Annotated in this window: 20 protein-coding genes; 6 read left to right on the top strand and 14 right to left on the bottom strand. The window is 43.9% G+C overall.

Features of this window, described 5'->3' with window-relative positions:
- Window positions 1-1521, bottom strand: a complete 1521-nt coding sequence (ppx, locus tag QLH32_RS14255) for an exopolyphosphatase (RefSeq protein WP_283266733.1) — start codon at window positions 1519-1521, stop codon at window positions 1-3.
- Between the two features lie 273 nt (window positions 1522-1794).
- Here ppx and trxA point away from each other — a divergent pair, with 273 nt between their 5' ends.
- The 3 genes from trxA (at window position 1795) to QLH32_RS14240 (ending at window position 4396) form a co-directional block, all read left to right on the top strand.
- Window positions 1795-2121: a thioredoxin gene (trxA, locus tag QLH32_RS14250; RefSeq protein WP_004675702.1), complete on the top strand. Its 327-nt coding sequence runs from the start codon at window positions 1795-1797 to the stop codon at window positions 2119-2121.
- Between the two features lie 329 nt (window positions 2122-2450).
- Entirely contained in the window at window positions 2451-3719 is a 1269-nt protein-coding gene (rho, locus tag QLH32_RS14245) for a transcription termination factor Rho (protein ID WP_005085280.1), read from the top strand.
- Between the two features lie 395 nt (window positions 3720-4114).
- Window positions 4115-4396: a hypothetical protein gene (locus tag QLH32_RS14240; RefSeq protein ID WP_279960044.1), complete on the top strand. Its 282-nt coding sequence runs from the start codon at window positions 4115-4117 to the stop codon at window positions 4394-4396.
- Between the two features lie 105 nt (window positions 4397-4501).
- On the opposite strand, the gene QLH32_RS14235 is transcribed toward QLH32_RS14240, so the two are convergent.
- The 3 genes from QLH32_RS14235 to pheS form a co-directional block, all read right to left on the bottom strand.
- The gene (locus QLH32_RS14235) at window positions 4502-4798 is read right to left on the bottom strand and encodes an integration host factor subunit alpha (RefSeq protein WP_004664224.1); all 297 of its coding nucleotides are present in this window, start codon (window positions 4796-4798) and stop codon (window positions 4502-4504) included.
- The gene (pheT, locus tag QLH32_RS14230) at window positions 4795-7176 is read right to left on the bottom strand and encodes a phenylalanine--tRNA ligase subunit beta (protein WP_283266729.1); all 2382 of its coding nucleotides are present in this window, start codon (window positions 7174-7176) and stop codon (window positions 4795-4797) included. The genes QLH32_RS14235 and pheT overlap by 4 nt, the downstream gene beginning before the upstream one ends.
- A gap of 69 nt (window positions 7177-7245) precedes the next feature.
- Window positions 7246-8226, bottom strand: coding sequence for a phenylalanine--tRNA ligase subunit alpha (pheS, locus tag QLH32_RS14225; RefSeq protein ID WP_283266727.1), 981 nt, complete (start codon window positions 8224-8226; stop codon window positions 7246-7248).
- Window positions 8227-8457: 231 nt separating this feature from the next.
- On the opposite strand from pheS, the gene QLH32_RS14220 reads away from it, so the two are divergent.
- Window positions 8458-9456 (top strand): hypothetical protein, encoded by a 999-nt coding sequence (locus QLH32_RS14220; protein WP_283266726.1) that lies wholly within the window; start codon window positions 8458-8460, stop codon window positions 9454-9456.
- 53 nt (window positions 9457-9509) lie between these two features.
- On the opposite strand, the gene QLH32_RS14215 is transcribed toward QLH32_RS14220, so the two are convergent.
- The 3 genes from QLH32_RS14215 to rpmI form a co-directional block, all read right to left on the bottom strand.
- Window positions 9510-9707, bottom strand: coding sequence for a hypothetical protein (locus QLH32_RS14215; protein ID WP_004761977.1), 198 nt, complete (start codon window positions 9705-9707; stop codon window positions 9510-9512).
- 176 nt (window positions 9708-9883) lie between these two features.
- Window positions 9884-10243 (bottom strand): 50S ribosomal protein L20, encoded by a 360-nt coding sequence (gene rplT / locus QLH32_RS14210; RefSeq protein WP_004867327.1) that lies wholly within the window; start codon window positions 10241-10243, stop codon window positions 9884-9886.
- Window positions 10244-10254: 11 nt separating this feature from the next.
- Window positions 10255-10449: a 50S ribosomal protein L35 gene (rpmI, locus tag QLH32_RS14205; protein ID WP_004637967.1), complete on the bottom strand. Its 195-nt coding sequence runs from the start codon at window positions 10447-10449 to the stop codon at window positions 10255-10257.
- Window positions 10450-10685: 236 nt separating this feature from the next.
- On the opposite strand from rpmI, the gene QLH32_RS14200 reads away from it, so the two are divergent.
- Window positions 10686-11939 carry an MFS transporter gene (locus QLH32_RS14200; RefSeq protein ID WP_283266723.1) on the top strand — a complete coding sequence of 418 codons (1254 nt, stop codon included), beginning with the start codon at window positions 10686-10688 and terminating at the stop codon, window positions 11937-11939.
- A 53-nt stretch (window positions 11940-11992) separates the two neighbouring features.
- On the opposite strand, the gene QLH32_RS14195 is transcribed toward QLH32_RS14200, so the two are convergent.
- The 4 genes from QLH32_RS14195 to thrS all read right to left on the bottom strand — a co-directional run bounded on the left by QLH32_RS14195 (window position 11993) and on the right by thrS (window position 15677).
- Entirely contained in the window at window positions 11993-12418 is a 426-nt protein-coding gene (locus QLH32_RS14195) for a YqaA family protein (RefSeq protein WP_283266722.1), read from the bottom strand.
- 27 nt (window positions 12419-12445) lie between these two features.
- The gene (locus QLH32_RS14190; RefSeq protein WP_283266721.1) at window positions 12446-13063 is read right to left on the bottom strand and encodes a glutathione S-transferase N-terminal domain-containing protein; all 618 of its coding nucleotides are present in this window, start codon (window positions 13061-13063) and stop codon (window positions 12446-12448) included.
- Between the two features lie 134 nt (window positions 13064-13197).
- The gene (gene infC, locus QLH32_RS14185) at window positions 13198-13749 is read right to left on the bottom strand and encodes a translation initiation factor IF-3 (RefSeq protein WP_283269351.1); all 552 of its coding nucleotides are present in this window, start codon (window positions 13747-13749) and stop codon (window positions 13198-13200) included.
- Between the two features lie 5 nt (window positions 13750-13754).
- Window positions 13755-15677 (bottom strand): threonine--tRNA ligase, encoded by a 1923-nt coding sequence (gene thrS / locus QLH32_RS14180; protein WP_267981744.1) that lies wholly within the window; start codon window positions 15675-15677, stop codon window positions 13755-13757.
- A 273-nt stretch (window positions 15678-15950) separates the two neighbouring features.
- Here thrS and QLH32_RS14175 point away from each other — a divergent pair, with 273 nt between their 5' ends.
- Window positions 15951-17594 carry an acyl-CoA synthetase gene (locus QLH32_RS14175; RefSeq protein WP_283266720.1) on the top strand — a complete coding sequence of 548 codons (1644 nt, stop codon included), beginning with the start codon at window positions 15951-15953 and terminating at the stop codon, window positions 17592-17594.
- A 47-nt stretch (window positions 17595-17641) separates the two neighbouring features.
- On the opposite strand, the gene yjgA is transcribed toward QLH32_RS14175, so the two are convergent.
- From yjgA to rapZ, 3 genes are read right to left on the bottom strand one after another with little or no spacing between them, the layout of a single operon-like run.
- A complete protein-coding gene (yjgA, locus tag QLH32_RS14170; RefSeq protein WP_283266718.1) occupies window positions 17642-18178 on the bottom strand; it encodes a ribosome biogenesis factor YjgA in 537 nt (178 codons plus the stop codon).
- A gap of 2 nt (window positions 18179-18180) precedes the next feature.
- Window positions 18181-18450: an HPr family phosphocarrier protein gene (locus QLH32_RS14165; protein WP_004678316.1), complete on the bottom strand. Its 270-nt coding sequence runs from the start codon at window positions 18448-18450 to the stop codon at window positions 18181-18183.
- A complete protein-coding gene (gene rapZ, locus QLH32_RS14160) occupies window positions 18447-19298 on the bottom strand; it encodes an RNase adapter RapZ (protein ID WP_283266715.1) in 852 nt (283 codons plus the stop codon). The genes QLH32_RS14165 and rapZ overlap by 4 nt, the downstream gene beginning before the upstream one ends.
- Between the last annotated feature and the right edge of the window lie 11 nt (window positions 19299-19309).

Genomic DNA, 19309 nt, shown 5'->3' with positions numbered 1-19309 from the left:
TTAATCAATAAATTTGTCTGACTGAATATTTAACTCAATGTCCCAATGCTTGAATTGCACCTGCTCATCATGCAGGTCTGCAACCAGTAAAGGCCATTGTTTAGCATCGCCAGAAACGCTGAGTTGCCATTGTTGATCATTTACCACACTCAGTTCAATGGCAGGAAGCATCTGATCACTGCGACTATGGTTCAGCAAAACTGCGAGGCGAAGCAACAGGCAAAGATAGAGTAAATGACTGCCGCCCACCTTTAAAACATCATTCTTGGCATCGGCACGCAGCTTACGCCGATGGTGCGAAACCAGATGTGAAAGATGGTTTTGGTCAATCTGTGAGAAGCCTGGAATATCTGAATGCTGCAACAAATAAGCGCCATGACGATGATAGCCACCATGGCTAATCGCCAAACCAATTTCATGCAAATAGGCGGCACGACGCAGTAAGTCACTGTCTTCTGTGGTTAAATGCAACGCTCCAGCCACACCATCAAACAATTGCTGGGCAGTATTCACCACACGTTCAGCTTGCTTTGGATCGGCGTTATAGCGGCCCATCAACGCCTGTACACTTCGGTCACGAATGTCTTCATGCTTGAAACGGCCCAGCAGGTCATACATCACGCCCTCACGCAATGCACCATCGGAATATGCCAACTTATCAATATTCAAAACGTCAAAAATTGCATACAAAATTGCCATACCTGCTGGCAAAACTGCTCGGCGGTCTTCACGCAGTCCTTCAAAATCAATTTCTGAAACATGCTTAAATTTAAGCAGGCGATCCTTTAGCTTAGACAGCCCTTCATGCGTCAGGTTTTCCTGTTCATCACTCAGTCCTAAATTGACTGCAATCTGACGGCATGCCTTGATGGTTCCACTCGAACCGACCACCGTGTCCCAACCGACAGATTTATAAGTATTGGCAATCGCAGACATTTCCTTACGTGCAGCAACGACCGCTTTATCAAACGCTTTATTTGAAATCTCACCCTCTGCAAAATAAGCCTTGGTATATGCAACACAACCCATTTGCAACGACTCAGTTTGAATTGGTTCAAACTCTTCACCAATAATAAATTCGGTTGAACCACCACCAATATCGACCACCAAACGTCGTCCGCCATTGGCCATGGTGTGTGAAACACCCAGATAAATCAGGCGGGCCTCTTCACGGCCTGCAATGATTTCAATTGGTTTTGGCAGGATTTCAGCAGCTTTCTGGATAAACTCATGGCCATTTTTTGCCTGTCTCAGTGCATTGGTCGCCACAATTCTTAAACGGTTGGGTGGCACAGAACTTAAACGACCCACAAAACGTGCCAAACAGGCCAATCCCCGCTGTTGTGCAGCCTCGGTTAAATTCTTGTTTTCGTCCAGCCCCGCTGCCAACTGTACTTTTTCTGACATTGAAGCAACTTTCTTAACTTCACCGTGATCAACACGAGCGATTGCCAAATGGAAACTATTTGAACCCATGTCAATCGCGGCAAGTAATTCTTCATCAATCAGAAAATCAGACATTATTTATATAAACCCATACACCATTCAGGCATTAGAGTAATTCACACGCCAATAATTTTAAAGTCATTTTCAGCAATAAAACTCGCGTATTTTTGCTTTTATCAAGTAAATGATTGTATAAGTCGATGGTCAACATCGTGAGCATCCATTAGACTTTTTATTTTCAAACTTGAATAATCAGAACAAACCCTTACATTGAGTAAAGTAGCAATGTAATATTCATCGTGATGATGATCAAATTCGCACTTTATTCCTTAAATTTGGAGCAACCTCATGTCTGCGACTATTGTTAATACAACTGATGAAAACTTCCAAGCAGATGTTTTAGATGCTGAAACTCCTGTACTTGTTGACTTCTGGGCTGGCTGGTGTGCGCCTTGTAAAGCGATTGCACCTGTACTTGAAGACTTGTCAAACGAATATGCAGGCAAGGTGAAAATCGTTAAGGTTGACGTGACTGCATGTGAAGACACTGCCGTGAAATATAACATCCGTAACATTCCAGCATTATTGATGTTTAAAAATGGTGAAGTTGTGGCACAACAGGTTGGCGCAGCGCCGCGTTCAAAACTTGCAGCATTTATTGACCAGAACATCTAATTGCTGAATGTAGCTGTCAATCGGAAGAAATATACTATTACAGATAGTGTATTTCTTCGTAAAAATTGACAAATTCCCCGATTTCCCCTATATTACTGGATCAAGAAGCCCTGAATGGAATCTACTTCATTACGCTTCTTACAAAACACAAAACATAAGATCGCCGCTCGGCAATAAACAATTGTTTTCACATTTCTCTCTGAAACAATGAACCAAGCTACTGAATCGTGGTTGTGTACCTACAATTACATCAGCATCTATGTATGCGGTCGATTTTTTATTCTTTTCCCAACATTATCCTCCACTTATTCCATTCTGTCTGACCACTTATGAACTTAACTGAACTCAAGAAAAAACCCATTGGCGAACTCATTAAGATTGCGGAGTTTATGGGCCTTGAAGGCATGGCACGTAACCGTAAACAAGATATTATTTTTGCCATTTTAAAGCGCCATGCCATGAATGGCGAAGAAATCTTTGGTGATGGTGTTCTCGAAATTCTCTCTGATGGTTTTGGTTTCCTACGATCGGCTGCTGGTTCATATTTGGCAGGACCAGATGACATTTATGTCAGCCCATCCCAGATTCGCCGTTTCAACCTGCGCACAGGTGACACCATTACAGGTACAATTCGTCCACCAAAAGAAGGCGAGCGTTATTTTGCCCTGTTAAAGGTGAATCAAATTAACTATGACACGCCTGAAAACTCACGTAATAAAATTTTATTTGAAAACCTGACGCCATTGTTCCCAACTGAACAGCTGGTGATGGAGCTTGGGAATGGTACAACTGAAGATCTAACCGCACGTGTGGTTGATCTGGTTGCACCGATTGGTAAAGGCCAGCGTTCAATTATTGTTGCACCACCGAAAGCGGGTAAAACCATGTTGTTGCAAAATATCGCCCAGTCGATTGTACGCAATAACCCTGAAGTATTCTTGATTGTACTTTTAATTGACGAACGTCCTGAAGAAGTTACGGAGATGGAACGTACTGTTCGTGGTGAGGTGGTGGCATCAACCTTTGATGAAGCACCTGCCCGTCACGTTCAGGTTGCTGAAATGGTGATTGAGAAAGCCAAACGTCTGGTTGAGCACAAGAAAGATGTTGTGATCCTGCTTGACTCCATTACCCGTCTTGCACGCGCCTACAACACCGTGATTCCATCATCAGGCAAGGTACTTACAGGTGGTGTGGATGCCCATGCCCTTGAACGTCCGAAACGTTTCTTTGGTGCCGCACGTAATATTGAAGAAGGTGGCTCATTGACCATCATCTCAACTGCCCTGATTGAAACAGGCAGTAAGATGGATGATGTCATCTATGAAGAGTTTAAGGGTACAGGCAACCAGGAAATTACACTGGATCGCCGTATTGCCGAGAAACGCGTGTTCCCTGCCATGAACATCAAGAAATCAGGCACCCGTCGTGAAGAACGCCTCATGGATGAAGACAATCTACGCAAGGTCTGGATTCTGCGCAAACTACTCCATCCTATGGATGAGCTTGCGGCGATGGAATTCTTATTGGATCGCATGAAAGAGACCAAGACTAATGATGATTTCTTCGACCAGATGAAGCGTAAAGCGGCAAACTAATCGCGGCACTTCATTAAAAAAGCCACCTTTTATGGTGGCTTTTTTAATTCGGTTGACACCGTTACATATTATTTACACATTATTTAAAAATCTCACATAAAAATTAAGTTATTGTTTTTTAAAACAATGAGTAAAATTTAAAGACCTAAAACAACAAACATCCGATTTAAACTTACTTTTCCATAGTTATTTTCTATCAAAAATTAGCCAATTTTTGTCATTTTTTGTCGTTTTGTTGGACAGGGCTGTAGTAATTCATGATTTGCTTTGATAGGATAGCAGCAGACCAGTTAGACTGCTCCCTGCGTTGTTACCTAAAGCGTTTAGGAATAATAAAAGCACATACAGACTAACCCAGGTTTTTTTTAATCTCACAATTTTATGAGAGTGATGCCATGTTATTCAAGAAATTTGCTGTTGCTGCTGCTATTGCCACTACTTTAGCTTTCGTTGGTTGCTCTAAGAAAGAAGAAGCTCCAGCTACTGACGCTACTGCTGCTGCTTCTGAAGCTGTAGAAGCTGCTACTGAAGCAACTGAAGCTGCTTCTGAAGCGACTGACGCTGCTGCTGATGCAACTGTTGCTGCTGATGCTGCTGCTTCTGAAGCGACTGAAGCTGCTGCTTCTGACGTTGCTGCTACTGAAGCTGCTCCAGTTGAAGCTTCTGCTGCACAATAATCTAGTTTTAGATTATTCAAAAAAGAGAACCCTTTGGTTCTCTTTTTTTATGCCTGATTTTCGATCAAGTTCAAAAAATTAAAAATAAGAACATAAAAAAGCAGATCAATCGATCTGCTCATTTCCAACACGTTGTCTAAATTTCTGGCCCGCCCTAAACGTGACCACTCGACGGGCAGAAATCGGAATTTCCTCACCCGTTTTTGGATTACGTCCAGGACGTTCGCGCTTGTCACGCAACTCAAAATTACCGAACCCTGAAAGTTTGACTTGCTCACCCGCAATCAATGCCTGGCTGATTTCGTCAAAAAATAACTCGACCATCTGTTTTGCTTCACGGCGATTTAAACTCGTAAGCTCACTTAAATGGTCCGCCATCTCTGCTTTTGTTAATGCTGTCATGAGGCCCTCAATGTCGCTTGGTAAGTGTTTTCCAACACTTGAATAATATTATCCATACCTGATTTGATTTCAGCATCTTCAAGCGTACGTGCAGGATGTTGCCATAACAATGCAAAAGCCAAAGAACGCTTGCCTTGCTCAACACCCTGCCCCGTATACACATCGAACAACCATGTTGAGTCGAGTAACTCACCACCCGTTTGCTCAATTAACCGCTGAATATCTCTTACCTCAATATTATCAGAGATTAAAAGCGCAATATCACGTCTAACCGATGGAAAACGTGATAATTCTGTAAAATTAGATACATAAGATTGCAAAACAGCCTGCTGATCCAGTTCCGCCACCCATGTTGTGCTTAAATCAAGCTCATTTTCCAGTGAGGGATGCAAACGGCCTAAATAACCAATTGACTGTCCATTCACCACAATTTCAGCAGACTGGCCTGGATGTAACCATGCACGTTCAGTACGGAAAAACTCAGCCTGCACACGTCCAGCAGCCAGAATTTCTTCCACCTCCCCCTTGAAATCGAAGAAATCCATTGCCTGTGGCTTTGCATGCCAGGATTCTGGCGTACGTGAACCCACGGCAATCATTGCCAAGGTCGGGATCTGTTTTAAATCATGAATACTTTGTGCATCCTGATAATCAAAACGCAAACCCAACTCAAAGAAACGGACACGCTGCTGCTGACGGTTTAGGTTGTACTGGACACAAGGAATCAAGCTGGATAATAAGGTACTACGCATTGCAGCCAAATCACTGGAAATCGGATTGGCAAGCATCAATGGCTGTACATTTGGGTTGAGTTGCTTTTCAAGCTTCGCATCGGCAAAGCTAAAGCTAATCGCCTCCTGATAGCCCAAAGTTGCAATGGTCTGGCGCAGTTGAGCAATTTCAAAACGGTCTTGATATTTCTCTAGTTTCACATCAATTTTTGGCAAGCTGATCTGAATGTTGTCATAGCCGTGGATACGTGCAACTTCTTCAATCAGGTCCTGATAGATTGCCATATCATAACGGTGTGAAGGTGGAATAACACTCCACTCGCTTTCATCGATTGCTGTAACAACACAACCAAGGCGTGTTAATGCATCGGCAATAAAATCACCCGCCACTTGATATCCAAGCAACTGATCAACCTGTGCCTGTTTCAATACAATCGCTTCACGTTTTGGCAATAAGCTCGTTTGTTCAGCCACCGTAATTGGGCCAAACTCACCACCAGCAAAGGCTTGAATCAATTCAGAAGCACGGTGCATGGCAATCATTGGCAGTTCAAAATCGACACCACGCTCATAACGCTGTGATGAATCGGTATGTAAACCAAAGCGACGAGCGCGACCTGCAATGGCTAAAGGCGCAAAGAATGCACTTTCAAGGAAAATATCCTGAGTATCATCGGTCACTGATGAATCCAGGCCACCCATGATGCCTGCAATTGCCAATGCTTTTTGCTCATCTGCAATCACGATGATGTCTTCTTGCAGTTCAACCTCCTGATCATTCAGCAACCTCAATTTTTCTTGAGGCTGTGCCTGTCGAACCTGAATCGAACCCTCGATTTTTGCCAGGTCAAAGGCATGCATTGGCTGGCCTAACTCAAGCAATACATAGTTAGTGATATCAACCAAAATACTATGGGTACGGATACCTGAACGTGCCAGTGCCTGCTCCATCCATTCAGGAGTCGCCGCTTTGACATTGACGTTTTTAATGATACGTCCTAAATAGCGAGGTGCCCCCTCAGTGGTGATGGAGACAGCTTTTTCATCGGTGATGGTAGCAGTAATCGCCTGAATATGAGGTTCATTGACGTTCAACTGATTGATCACTGCAATTTCACGGGCAATCCCACGAATACTGAAACAGTCGCCACGGTTAGGCGTGATGCTGATATCAATCACATTGTCATCAAGTTTGAGATACTCACGGATATTTACTCCAACTGGTGCATCCGCAGGAAGTTCCAGTAAGCCCTCAATCTTGTCTTCCAGATCAATTTCCGAAGCACCACACAACATGCCCTGTGATTCAACACCACGAAGTTTGCCTTTCTTGATTTTAAAATCGCCTGGCAATACCGCACCAATGGTGGCTACGGGTGCTTTCATGCCTGCGCGGACATTTGGCGCACCACAAACAATCTGCAATGGTTCACCTGAACCAATGTTAACTGTTGTCACACGTAAACGGTCTGCATCTGGATGCTGTTCTACCGTGAGAACTTCACCAACAACCACACCTGTAAATGGTTTTGCCACGGGCGCAAGCTCATCAACTTCCAGACCTAACATGGTCAATTGATCAGAAAGTGTTTCACTATCAATAGCTGGATTGACCCAGGTGCGTAACCAATTTTCACTAATTTTCATCTATATTTATCCTTTGCGGGATTTTTTAGGGCGAACACAGTTCGCCCCTACAATATTAATCTTTGGATTTCAGGCAAACTGGCGTAGGAAACGCACATCATTCTGGTAGAACATACGCAAGTCATTGATGCCATAACGTAACATCGCAAAACGTTCCACCCCTAAACCAAAAGCAAAGCCCTTGTATTGATCAGGATCAATCCCTGCGGCACGTAGTACATTTGGATGCACCATGCCACAGCCCAAAACTTCCAACCAGCGACCACGTTCATCCATGATATCCACTTCTGCACTTGGTTCAGTGAATGGGAAGTAAGATGGACGGAAACGAACTTTCAGGTCTTTTTCAAAAAATTCATTGAGTAAGTTAATCAGCAAACCTTTTAACTCAGCAAAACTGGTATTTTCAGCAACGTATAACCCCTCAATCTGATGGAACATCGGTGAGTGGGTTTGATCTGAGTCACAACGGTAAACACGGCCTGGACACACGATACGAATCGGTGGCTGACTGGTTTCCATGGTACGAATCTGCACACCAGAAGTATGGGTACGCAGTAAATGTGTTGCGTCAAAATAGAACGTGTCATGCATGGCACGTGCTGGGTGATGGCCTGGAATATTCAAGGCTTCAAAGTTGTGATAGTCATCTTCAACTTCAGGACCATAAGCGATCTGGAAACCCGCCTTGGTAAAGAACTGGCAAATACGCTCCTGCACCTGGGTGACTGGATGGATACTTCCCATGCGTTGACCGCGACCAGGCAAGGTGATATCAATCGTTTCACTGGCAAGCTTTTGTGCAAGCTCAGCCTGCTGCAAGGTTGTTTGGCGCTCAGTCAAAGCGGCATTGATTGCTTCACGAACCGCATGAATCGCGGCACCTTGTACTTTGCGCTCTTCAGGATCCATTTTTCCAAGCGCTTTCGATTGCTCTGCAAGCTGGCTTTTTTTCCCTGTAAATTGCACACGAACCTGGTCGAGTGCAGCAAGGTCTTGAGCCGCTGCAATGGCAGCAAGCGCTTCAGTGGTCAGGGCTTCCAGTGACATAGTAACTCTCAAAGCAACAAATTATAGAAATATAATAAAACGCTATAGTTTATCAGCTTTTTACCTGTTTTTTGAAGTTAAACGGCTGTTTAAATAGGGTGCTTTTTTGGTGGTCCTATCACTACCGAATATCAAGATGAGATAATCAAGTCAGCAAATTTTCGTAAAAAAACGATCAATATTTTAATAAAATGTATAAGATACCGATATCGTCAATGAGAAAGAATAACGATGGCGCTTGATCAAATCTGGAAACAACAGCTTACCTTGGTGAGCTATGGCAATGAATTTCTTGCAGGAAATCTCAATTTTAGCCGTTGGGTTGAACATCCTATTTTTGATCACCAATGTTTGACTTTCCGCGACCTGTTATCACAACATTTACTGGCACAACACTTCCAGATTTGGCTGGAGGGGCTGAAAAAACAGGGCGTTACCAAACTCAGTCTACACTTATCCACTTTATTGAATGAAGAGCAAAACCCAAACCCCAATGTTGAGCTACTTCCCTTTGCACATTTTATGGTCAGCCATCAGGCCAATAAAAAAACTGCATGGATTTGCGGGCAGGAACTGGCTGAATGGTATAACAGTGACAATGAGTTTGAAGTGCCTGTTTCACAGAAAATCACACTGGGCCAGGAAACTTTTTGGAGGTATGAACTGAATGACAAACTTGTCAAAAAAATAAATGCTGATTTACAAAATGTGAATTGGAACGATGTAGTGGTTTTTCTGGAACGTGAGCTTTTTGACAGCAAATATGCCCAGCATTTTCCTGAACCAGCACAACAAGACTTTCCATTTTATGGCTATAAGGTTGATCCCACCCATCTTTCAAGCCAGCAGCTTGCATTGATTCCAACGGATTATCCAGCAGATTGCGCCCACCGTTTATTACATCGCACCCAGGCCCTAGCCAACTACCTGGAAGAAAAAAGACGCCACCCCTATCATGATTCAGGTGAGCTGATTGACCCTGAGGAGCAGATCAATTTACGCAACTTTGCCCAGAAAACCGATGACCTATTTGCCAAGCTGATTGTTAAGACAGCCAACCACTATCAAACTGCACAGCTCACTCCTAAACCTGAAATTATCGACAGAACCATGGAAACATCACAGCATTTTAATCAGGCTCACCAGCATAAGGTTGGAACATCTGGTGTGATTAAGTTGATTATTCTCACGGTGATTATCTGTATCTGTGCTTACTATTTTGGGCTGTAACTATAAGCAATAAAACAACCTGCCTACACGCAATCTGGTTTTTCTTTTATTGATCAAAAAGTTGGTTTAATTTTTATAATCACCTTATGTCCGCCATCATGCTGATTGACAATGTGATGTACATTTTCAATTTCACCCTCAACTTCAGCGTCTGGCCCATAAAAAATTCGAATGGTTTCACCCTTTCTTGGCAAAATGGTCAGTTCTGTTTCAAATGCACCTTGCTGCAATCCCTCTACACTCACTAGCATATCTTTACCCCTATCTTGTTTTCTTTTACTGTAAAAAGATTCAAGGGTAAATGTCCAATCAAACGTGTTAGGGTTGTGTAAGCTCTATTTATATTTAATCTCTGTTTATTCTTTAAATTTAATCATCTAAAAATAAAAAAGACCGCTAAAAAGCGGCCTTCCTTGAATCTCTAAGCTTATGCAGCTAATGCACCTTTAGCTTTTTCAGCCAAAGCAGCAAATGCAACCGCATCATGCATAGCGATGTCAGCTAATACGCGACGGTCGATGATCACTTGAGCTTTTTTCAAGCCATCGATCATACGGCTGTATGACAAACCGTTTTGACGAGCACCAGCATTGATACGCGCAATCCATAAAGCACGGAATTGACGTTTCTTTTGACGGCGGTCACGGTAAGCATATTGACCAGCTTTGATTACCGCTTGGAACGCTACGCGATAAACGCGTGAACGAGCACCATAGTAACCTTTAGCGCGAGCAAGAATTTTTTTGTGACGGCGATGAGCCTGTACACCACGTTTTACACGAGCCATTTATAATCTCCTTAGATGTATGGGCACATAGCACGAACTGATGCAACGTCACTTACGTGAACCATTACACAACCGCGCAATTGACGGATACGCTTAGCAGATTTTTTGGTCAAAATGTGGCGCTTGAATGCTTGTTTGCGCTTGAAACCGTTTGCAGTCGCTTTAAAGCGTTTAGCTGCACCACGGCGAGTTTTTAACTTAGCCATAGTAACCTCTTTTGGGCACCTGTTCGGCACGTTTGCACTATTACAAATCGACCTGCAGGTAAGGAGTGCAGTATCATATAGCATCTACACATAAAACAAAAGCAAAATGCTCATTTTTTGATAATACCCTATCCTTTTTCTCCAAACGTTATTTCCCATAATTAATTCTCAAATTATGAGAAACATCCACAAAACCAGCGCTTATAATATATGCAAATTCTCACCCTCCAATTAATATGAATATACAGAATGATGCATTTGCGGCATTAAGGTATCGGGATTTCTCCATTGTCACCATTAACCAGTTTTGCCTGACGCTGGCAATCCTGATACAGGAAATCATTGTTGCCTATTCGCTTTACCAGATTACCCGTGACCCACTGACACTTGGTTTTATTGGACTTGCAGAGGCAATTCCATTTATTACCCTGTCTTTATGGGGCGGTTATTTCGCTGATAAATTGAATAAACAGACCATCATGAAAGTGTGTTTATTCTTTGCTATTCCTCTCCCTTTGGTTCTTTGGGGACTTTTCCATTTACATGGTTTAGAGAAAATTGGCATTACAACATTGTCTTGGGGCATTTATGCGGTCATTTTTGCCTTGGGAACAATTCGCGGTTTCTATAATCCCTCTGCCACTTCATTAAAACCATTCCTGATTCCCCGTGAGCTTTATGCCAATGGTGCGACATGGACCACGATTGGCTGGCAAAGTGGTGTCATTATTGGGCCAATGCTAGGTGGTTTTATGCTGGCATTTCTTGGACGTGAAACCAGCTTCTTTGCAGTCACGGCATTATTAGCCACCTGCTTTATACTTATTACGCTGTTGCAAAAACGTAGTTTTCCCAAAATGGAAACTGAGAATGTGCTGCAAAGCCTGACGGATGGTTTCCGTTTTATCTGGAAAACCAAGATTGTTTTGTGGGCAATTTCACTCGATCTGATATCAGTATTATTTGGTGGTGTGATTGCCCTACTGCCGATCTTTGCTGAAGAAATTCTAAAAGTAGGCCCAGAGGGCTTAGGCTATTTAAGAGCAGCTCCATCAATCGGTGCACTTGTCACCATGATTGTACTCACCAAATTCCCACCCATGCATCATGCTTGGCGTAACATGCTACTAGCTGTTGCTGGCTTTGGTGTGTTTACGATTCTATTCGCATTCTCAAACAATATGTGGCTATCCCTGTTTGCTCTCGCGATGACGGGTGCCTGTGATAGTATTTCGGTTGTTGTTCGTCAAACTGTATTGCAAATTTTCCCACCAGAAAACATGCGCGGTCGTGTTGCAGCCGTCAATGGCATGTTTGTTTCTTCAAGCAATGAACTCGGTGCTTTCGAATCTGGTTTAGCAGCAAAATATTTAGGAACCATCACAGCCACAATCTTTGGTGGTTGTATGACACTTGCTGTAGTCACTTATTGCTGGTTTAAAACCAGTGACCTATTTAAGGTGGATATTACCAAAGGTTCTGACCACTAAATTCACGCTATAGGATCTAAAGGGAAAGAGATAAATATCTTTCCCTTTAAGGCTTAAAAAACACCCAGATATAAAATATATAAAGTGAGATAACGTCCACCCTTGGCAATACTTACAATCAACAAAAATCGCCAAAAGTTTTCTTTCATTAAACCTGCAATCAAGGTAATGGGATCACCAATGATTGGAGTCCAGCTCAATAATAAAGAATAGAAACCATATTGATGATAAATTTGTTGTGCCTGCTCTAAACGTTTTTCTGAAACAGGAAACCATTTTTTATTCTTGAAATGCTCAATTTTCAGTCCCATCCACCAGTTGACACATGAACCCAGTACATTGCCAAGTGTTGCCACAAGTAAAAGATAGAAAGGGTTGGACAGTCCCTGTACAAGCAGTGTCATAAGCACCGCTTCGGACTGTAAGGGTAGTAAAGTGGCAGCCCCAAAAGCAGATATGAACAGCAACCAGTAACTCATGAGGCTTAAACTTGATGGATATAAGGATTAAACTTTTATTGACAATGCTTTCTGTATTGCAGGTCGAGCAACTAAGCGCTCGATATAGTCCTGAACATAAGGATAATCTTCCAGTTGAATCCCTTGCCATTCATGGCGTAACGCCCAAGGTAAAATTGCCATATCTGCAATTGAATATTCACCTGCAACAAATTTCTGGCCAATCAACTGCTTGTTTAACACGCCATACAAACGCTTGGTTTCATTGACATAGCGATCAATTGCATAAGAGATACGTTCTGGCGCAAATTTGTTGAAATGGTGATTTTGCCCAAGCATGGGGCCAAAGCCCCCCATTTGCCACATCAGCCATTGTTCAACCTCAACCCTTTCCTGCTCATCCGTTGGATAGAACAAACCTGTCTTTCGGCCCAGATACTGTAGGATTGCACCAGACTCAAATACCGAGATCGGCGCATTTCGTGGGCCATTCTGGTCAACAATTGCGGGAATTTTATTATTGGGGGAAATCTTTAGGAAGTCTGGCTGAAACTGATCATTTTCCATAATATTGATCGGATAGATTGTATATTCAAGTCCCATTTCTTCTAGAGCAATTGTGATTTTATGCCCATTTGGAGTACCCCAATAATACAGGTCAATCATTTATATTACCTATTCATCGTTATCTTGATTGTTGTTGCGTTATAGCATGTTTCCTAGTTGTCAATCATCAGTCAGGCACGAAAAGAAACAATAAAAAAAGCACCGCATATTGCGGTGCTTTTTCTCAAGAAAAATTACTTTTTCTTTTTCGGACCAAGTAACATGCCCATTTGACGACCTTCCATTTTTGGAGGTTGTTCAACCACACCGAACTCAGCAACATCAGCCTCAATTTTCTGTAACTGGGCCAAACCAAGCTGTTGGTGTGCCATTTCACGACCACGGAAACGCAAGGTAATTTTCACCTTATTCCCTTCTTCAAGGAAACGTAAAATTGCACGCAATTTTACCTGATAATCACCGACATCCGTTGCAGGACGTAACTTGATTTCTTTCACTTGCACTTGATGCTGTTTTTTCTTCGCATCTTTTTGCTTTTGCTTCAAGTCAAATAAGTGCTTGTTGTAATCCATGATTTTACAAACAGGTGGTTCTGCGTTCGCAACAATCTCAACCAGGTCAAGATCGACTTCCTCAGCAGCACGCAACGCTTCACTTAATGAAACGACTCCCTTTTGTTCTCCATCTGCGGCAACGAGACGTACTTCTTTTGCACGAATCTCATCATTAATCGCAGGACGGTTACTTTTAGCACCTTGTTGTTGGTTACGGTCAGGCTGTTTAATCTTTATTACTCCACAATGTACCGGCCGCGTTCGGCGACGGCAGATTTCACCAAGTCAATAAATGCATCTACTGACATAGTACCTAAATTTTTTCCTGAGCGGGTACGCACATTCACCGTCCCCTCTTCCACTTCCCGATCACCGAGAACCAAGAGGTAAGGAATACGCTCCAGGGTACGCTCACGAATCTTAAATCCGATTTTTTCATTTCTCAAGTCGGAAATGGCACGAAGCCCATTTTGCTTGAGTTTTGCGACCACCTGCTCACATGCCTCAGCCTGTGAATCGGTAATGTTCATCACACAAGCCTGTACAGGTGCAAGCCAAGGTGGCATGAAGCCCGCATAGTGTTCAATTAGTATACCAATAAAACGCTCAAAACTGCCAAGAATTGCGCGATGGAGCATGACTGGATGATCACGGTCATTGTCCTCAGTCACAAAAGTCGCCTCAAGGCGTTCTGGCATATTCGGGTCACATTGAATTGTACCGCATTGCCATACACGACCTAAACAGTCTTTCAGTGAAAATTCAATTTTCGGACCATAGAATGCACCCTCACCAGGTTGCAACTCCCACGGTAGGCCTGCGGCATCCAGAGCATCAGCCAGGGCCTTTTCCGCAGTATCCCACATTTCCTCACTGCCCACGCGCTTTTCTGGACGTGTAGACAACTTCATTTGAATGTCTTCAAAACCAAAGTCTTTATATACCGCCAAAGTCAGTTGAATAAAGTCTGACACTTCCTGCGCAATCTGGTCCTTGGTACAGAAAATATGTGCATCATCCTGGGTAAAGCCACGTACACGCATAATGCCATGTAATGAACCCGATGGCTCATTGCGGTGACAAGAACCAAACTCGGCTAAACGCAATGGCAACTCACGGTATGATTTTAAGCCCTGATTAAAGACCTGTACATGGCAAGGGCAGTTCATTGGCTTCACCGCATAATGGCGGTTTTCCGAATGGGTGGTAAACATGTTTTCTGCATAGTTTGCAGCATGTCCCGATTTTTCCCATAGAATCAGGTCGACAATTTGTGGGGTCTTGATTTCCTGATAACCATTATCCTGCTGAACCTTACGCATGTACTGTTCAAGTACCTGATAAATGGTCCAGCCATTTGGATGCCAGAACACCATACCTGGCGCCTCTTCCTGCATGTGGAACAGGTCTAAAGCCTTGCCAATTTTACGGTGGTCACGCTTTTCAGCTTCTTCAATACGTTTGATATAGGCAGCTAATTGCTTTTTGTCCGCCCAAGCTGTTCCATAAATACGTTGTAGCTGTTCATTCTTCGCATCACCACGCCAGTAAGCACCAGAGATTTTAGTGAGCTTGAATGATTTTAGGAATTTTGTGTTGGGTACGTGCGGACCACGGCACATATCCAGATAATCCTGATGGTAGTACAGGCCCATTTGTGTTTCATTCGGCATGTCTGCAATCAGGCGTAACTTGTATTCTTCACCACGTTCAGTAAATTCAGCAATCACCTCATCACGTGGTGTCATTTTTTTGATGACATCATAATCCTGATCAATGAGCTGTTTCATACGCTCTTCGATTGCCGCCATATCATCCAGTGTAAATGGACGCGGCATCCAGATGTCGTAGTAGAAACCTTCCTCGATCACAGGACCGATCACCATTTTCGCCTCTGGAAACAATTGCTTAACCGCATGTCCTACAAGGTGCGCACATGAGTGACGGATGATATCTAAACCATCTTCATCTTTCGGGGTAATAATCTGAACTGTTGCATCTTCTGTGATTAAGTCACAGGCATCCACCAAACGATCATTGATACGTCCTGCAACGGTATTTTTTGCAAGGCCTGGACCAATGCTTTGAGCAAGTTCCATCACGGAAATCGGATGATCAAACTGTTTCTGATCACCATTTGGTAAGGTAATGATTGGCATAATAAAATCCTTAAGGAGTGATGCCCCGCACAATGGAGCATATCACCGCGAGATTATGTATTGAGGCGAGCCTCAAAAGATAAAAAACGGCGGATAAAAAAGTATCCAAGATTTTACACAGGTTTAGATGCGGATGAAACCTTTGAATCAGAAAAATACAGGAACAATCAAGGAATCGTCTCATACTAAAGCCTAAATGAATTAGACTGGGCGAAACACTATGTTGGTGTGGATATAAATAAACATGACAAGAACAGCAATGGAGCAGTACACATGGTCAGTGCATATGATGAGTTACCACGAACACCAGCAAATTTTGTTGCGTTATCGCCGTTGCGCTACCTAGAGCGTGCCGCCTATATCTACCCAAATCAGGCGGCCATTATTCATGGTGAACGTCAACTTACATGGCAACAGACCTATCAGCGCTGCCGCCAGTTTGCCCACCAGTTAACCCTGTTGGGAATTCAAAAGAACGATACCGTTTCGGTGTTGTTGCCAAATGTCCCTGCCATGATTGAGGCGCATTTTGCTGTGCCAATGGCAGGCGCGGTACTGAACACAGTGAATACACGCCTTGATGCCAAAACCATTGCCTTTATGCTGGCACATGCCGAGGCAAAGGTGCTTTTGGTTGATCCAGAGTTCCGTCAGGTTGCCGAGGAAGCACTTGCCCTTGTGCCACAAAATATTATTGTGATTGATGTTTTTGACCATGAGTTTGAGGGTGAACAGGTTGCAATCGGCCAGTATGAATATGAGTCGTGGCTGGCACAGGGCAACCCCGATTTTGAATGGTTACTCCCACAGGATGAATGGGATGCGATTAGCCTCAACTATACCTCTGGTACAACAGGTAATCCTAAAGGCGTGGTCTACCATCATCGTGGAGCCTACCTAAATGCAGCCAGCAATATTCTGGCCTGTGGGATGAAGCCGCGCGCGGTGTATCTATGGACATTGCCATTGTTCCACTGTAATGGCTGGTGTTTTGCCTGGTCAATTGCCGCCAGTGGTGGCACCAATATCTGTTTACGCAGGGTTGATCCAGCATTGATCTTTAAATATATCGCTGAGTATAAGGTCGATTATTTCTGTGGTGCGCCGATTGTGCTATCCATGCTGATCAACGCCCCTCAACAGCAGAAAGTCGCTTTTGAGCATCATGTCGAGGTGATGGTGGCTGGTGCGGCTCCGCCTGTTGCGATTATTGAGGGCATGCGTCATATCGGCATCAACGTCAACCATGTTTATGGCTTGACCGAAACCTACGGCCCATCAGCACTATGTGCATCACAGGCTGGCTGGAGTGATTTATCTATTCAGGAGCAAGCGCAGCTTCATTCACGCCAAGGCGTACCATACCCATTGCAAGACAGTATGCGCGTGCTCGATCCTGAGACCATGCAGCCTGTACCGAATGATGGACAGACCATGGGCGAAATCATGTTCCGTGGCAACATCGTCATGAAAGGCTACTTAAAGAATCCACAGGCAACCGAGGAGGCATTTAAGGGTGGCTGGTTCCATACAGGGGATTTGGCGGTTTGCCATCCTGACGGCTATGCCAAGATTACTGACCGCTCCAAGGATATTATTATCTCAGGTGGTGAGAACATTTCCTCCCTGGAAGTGGAAGATGTGCTCTATCGCCATCCTGCTGTACTCACCGCAGCGGTTGTGGCAAAACCAGATCAACGCTGGCAGGAGGTACCATGTGCCTTTATTGAATTAAAACAGGGTACATCCGCATCGACTGAGGAAATCATTGCCCATTGCCAGAAAGAACTGGCCCGCTTTAAAGTACCCAAGGATGTGGTGATTACCGACATTCCCAAAACATCGACAGGGAAACTACAGAAATTTATTTTAAGGGAATGGGCGAAACAACGTGCAACGGGAGATTTTGGAAATTAACGCCCTAAAAGCAAAAGAAGTTTCTTTCGAAACTTCTTTTTGGAGCTTTAACCCTGATCTGATAACAAGGCCACTTGCTGTACATAGTTGACAAACTTGCGTTTAGAGGTTTCAAGCTCTTCCTCACTGACCTGCTGCTTGATATCCCGATGGATACGCAGTACATGCTGGCGTAGGGTATGACGTTCAGAGGCGTTAAACACCTTGCTGAACTCGTTAATAATTGGATCACCCTGGTCAATCATTCGGTCTACCCAACGCATCAATTGCATTTGTTTCTTCGCGCCCTGCTGCGGCGTTAAATAGGATAAAATGATGCTTTCATCCTCATTGCGAAGTAACTTGCCCACACGCTGGAACTGGCGACGACGTGCCTCAAATGAGCTGATCTTCTGCACTTCAAGCAATGCGTCAATTAGGCGCTCATCGACAGGAAGTTTTTGAATCTGCTTTGGATTGAGTTGAGCCAGTTGCTCACCCAAGGCTGCCATACGCTGAACCGCCTTTTTTTGCTCGGTTCGACTCGCACGCCCTTCTAATGACTCAAAATCTTCATCGGTATAACGCTGGGGTCCACGTGCCACGATTACTCTGCCTCGTAAAATTTTGCTGCGAACAGCGTTTGAATTTCTTCCAGTGCCTTGTCTTCATCGGCACCGTCAATCACCAGTCTCAGTGTAGTGCCCTTACCCGCACCCAACATCAACAATGACATAATATTCTTTGCATCAACCAGTTTGTCGCCCTTGCCAATTTGTATGGAGGAACGAAACCTGGTGGTCACCTCGATCAGTTTACCAGATGCACGCGCGTGTAAGCCGAGTTTATTAATTACATCAATTGTTGTGTCTATCATGACCAGTGCTTCATTTCTCTATGTAAGATTTGGACAGTCCATTTTGCCTCAAGGGCCTGCTTGAGTCTATCCACAATATAAACCGAACGGTGCTGCCCACCCGTACATCCCACTGAAATGGTCATGTAATGGCGATGCCCCTCTGCAAAAGCGGGCAACCACTTTTCCAGAAAGCGATAGATATCCTCAAACATCTCGTTGGTTTGCTGACTACTCTCTAAAAAGCGACGCACAGGTTCATCCAAACCTGAAAAACGACGCAGTTCCAAATCCCAGTGTGGATTAGGCAGGTGACGTACATCAAACACATAATCCGCATCCAGCGGAATGCCATGCTTATAGCCAAATGATTGCAGTATCACGATCAACTTGTCTGACTGCCCCAGTTTGGACAGTAGGATATGCTTTAAATCATGGACACTTTTATCTGTGGTATCAATATGGACGGTGGAACGGAACTGGATTGGAATCAGAAGCTGTTTTTCTTCCTGTATGCACTGCAACAGGCTGTTAAAACGGTTTGCCAGCGGATGCGGCCTACGTGAGGCGCTAAAACGGGAAACCAGATCCTGATCCTGGGTGGTCAGGTAAATGATATCGACCGTACCATGTTTTTGCAATTGTTCAAAAACATGATCAAACTCTTGCATATCGGCACGGGTGCTACGGATATCAACGCCCAGAGCCAACTGCTCAAGATTATTCTCATGATCCAGTTTTGACACAATTTCAGGCAACAACGCCAAAGGCAGGTTATCTATACAGTAATAGCCCAGGTCTTCAAGCACTTGTAATGCAGAGGATTTTCCTGAGCCTGATTGTCCTGTCACGATAAGAATACGCTTCATGGCGTTTACCC

This window comes from Acinetobacter corruptisaponis (assembly GCF_030053775.1).
GTDB classification, from domain to species: Bacteria; Pseudomonadota; Gammaproteobacteria; order Pseudomonadales; family Moraxellaceae; genus Acinetobacter; species Acinetobacter corruptisaponis.
The sequence above is the reverse complement of the archived record's forward strand: the minus strand, read 5'-3'. Positions and strand labels throughout refer to the sequence as shown.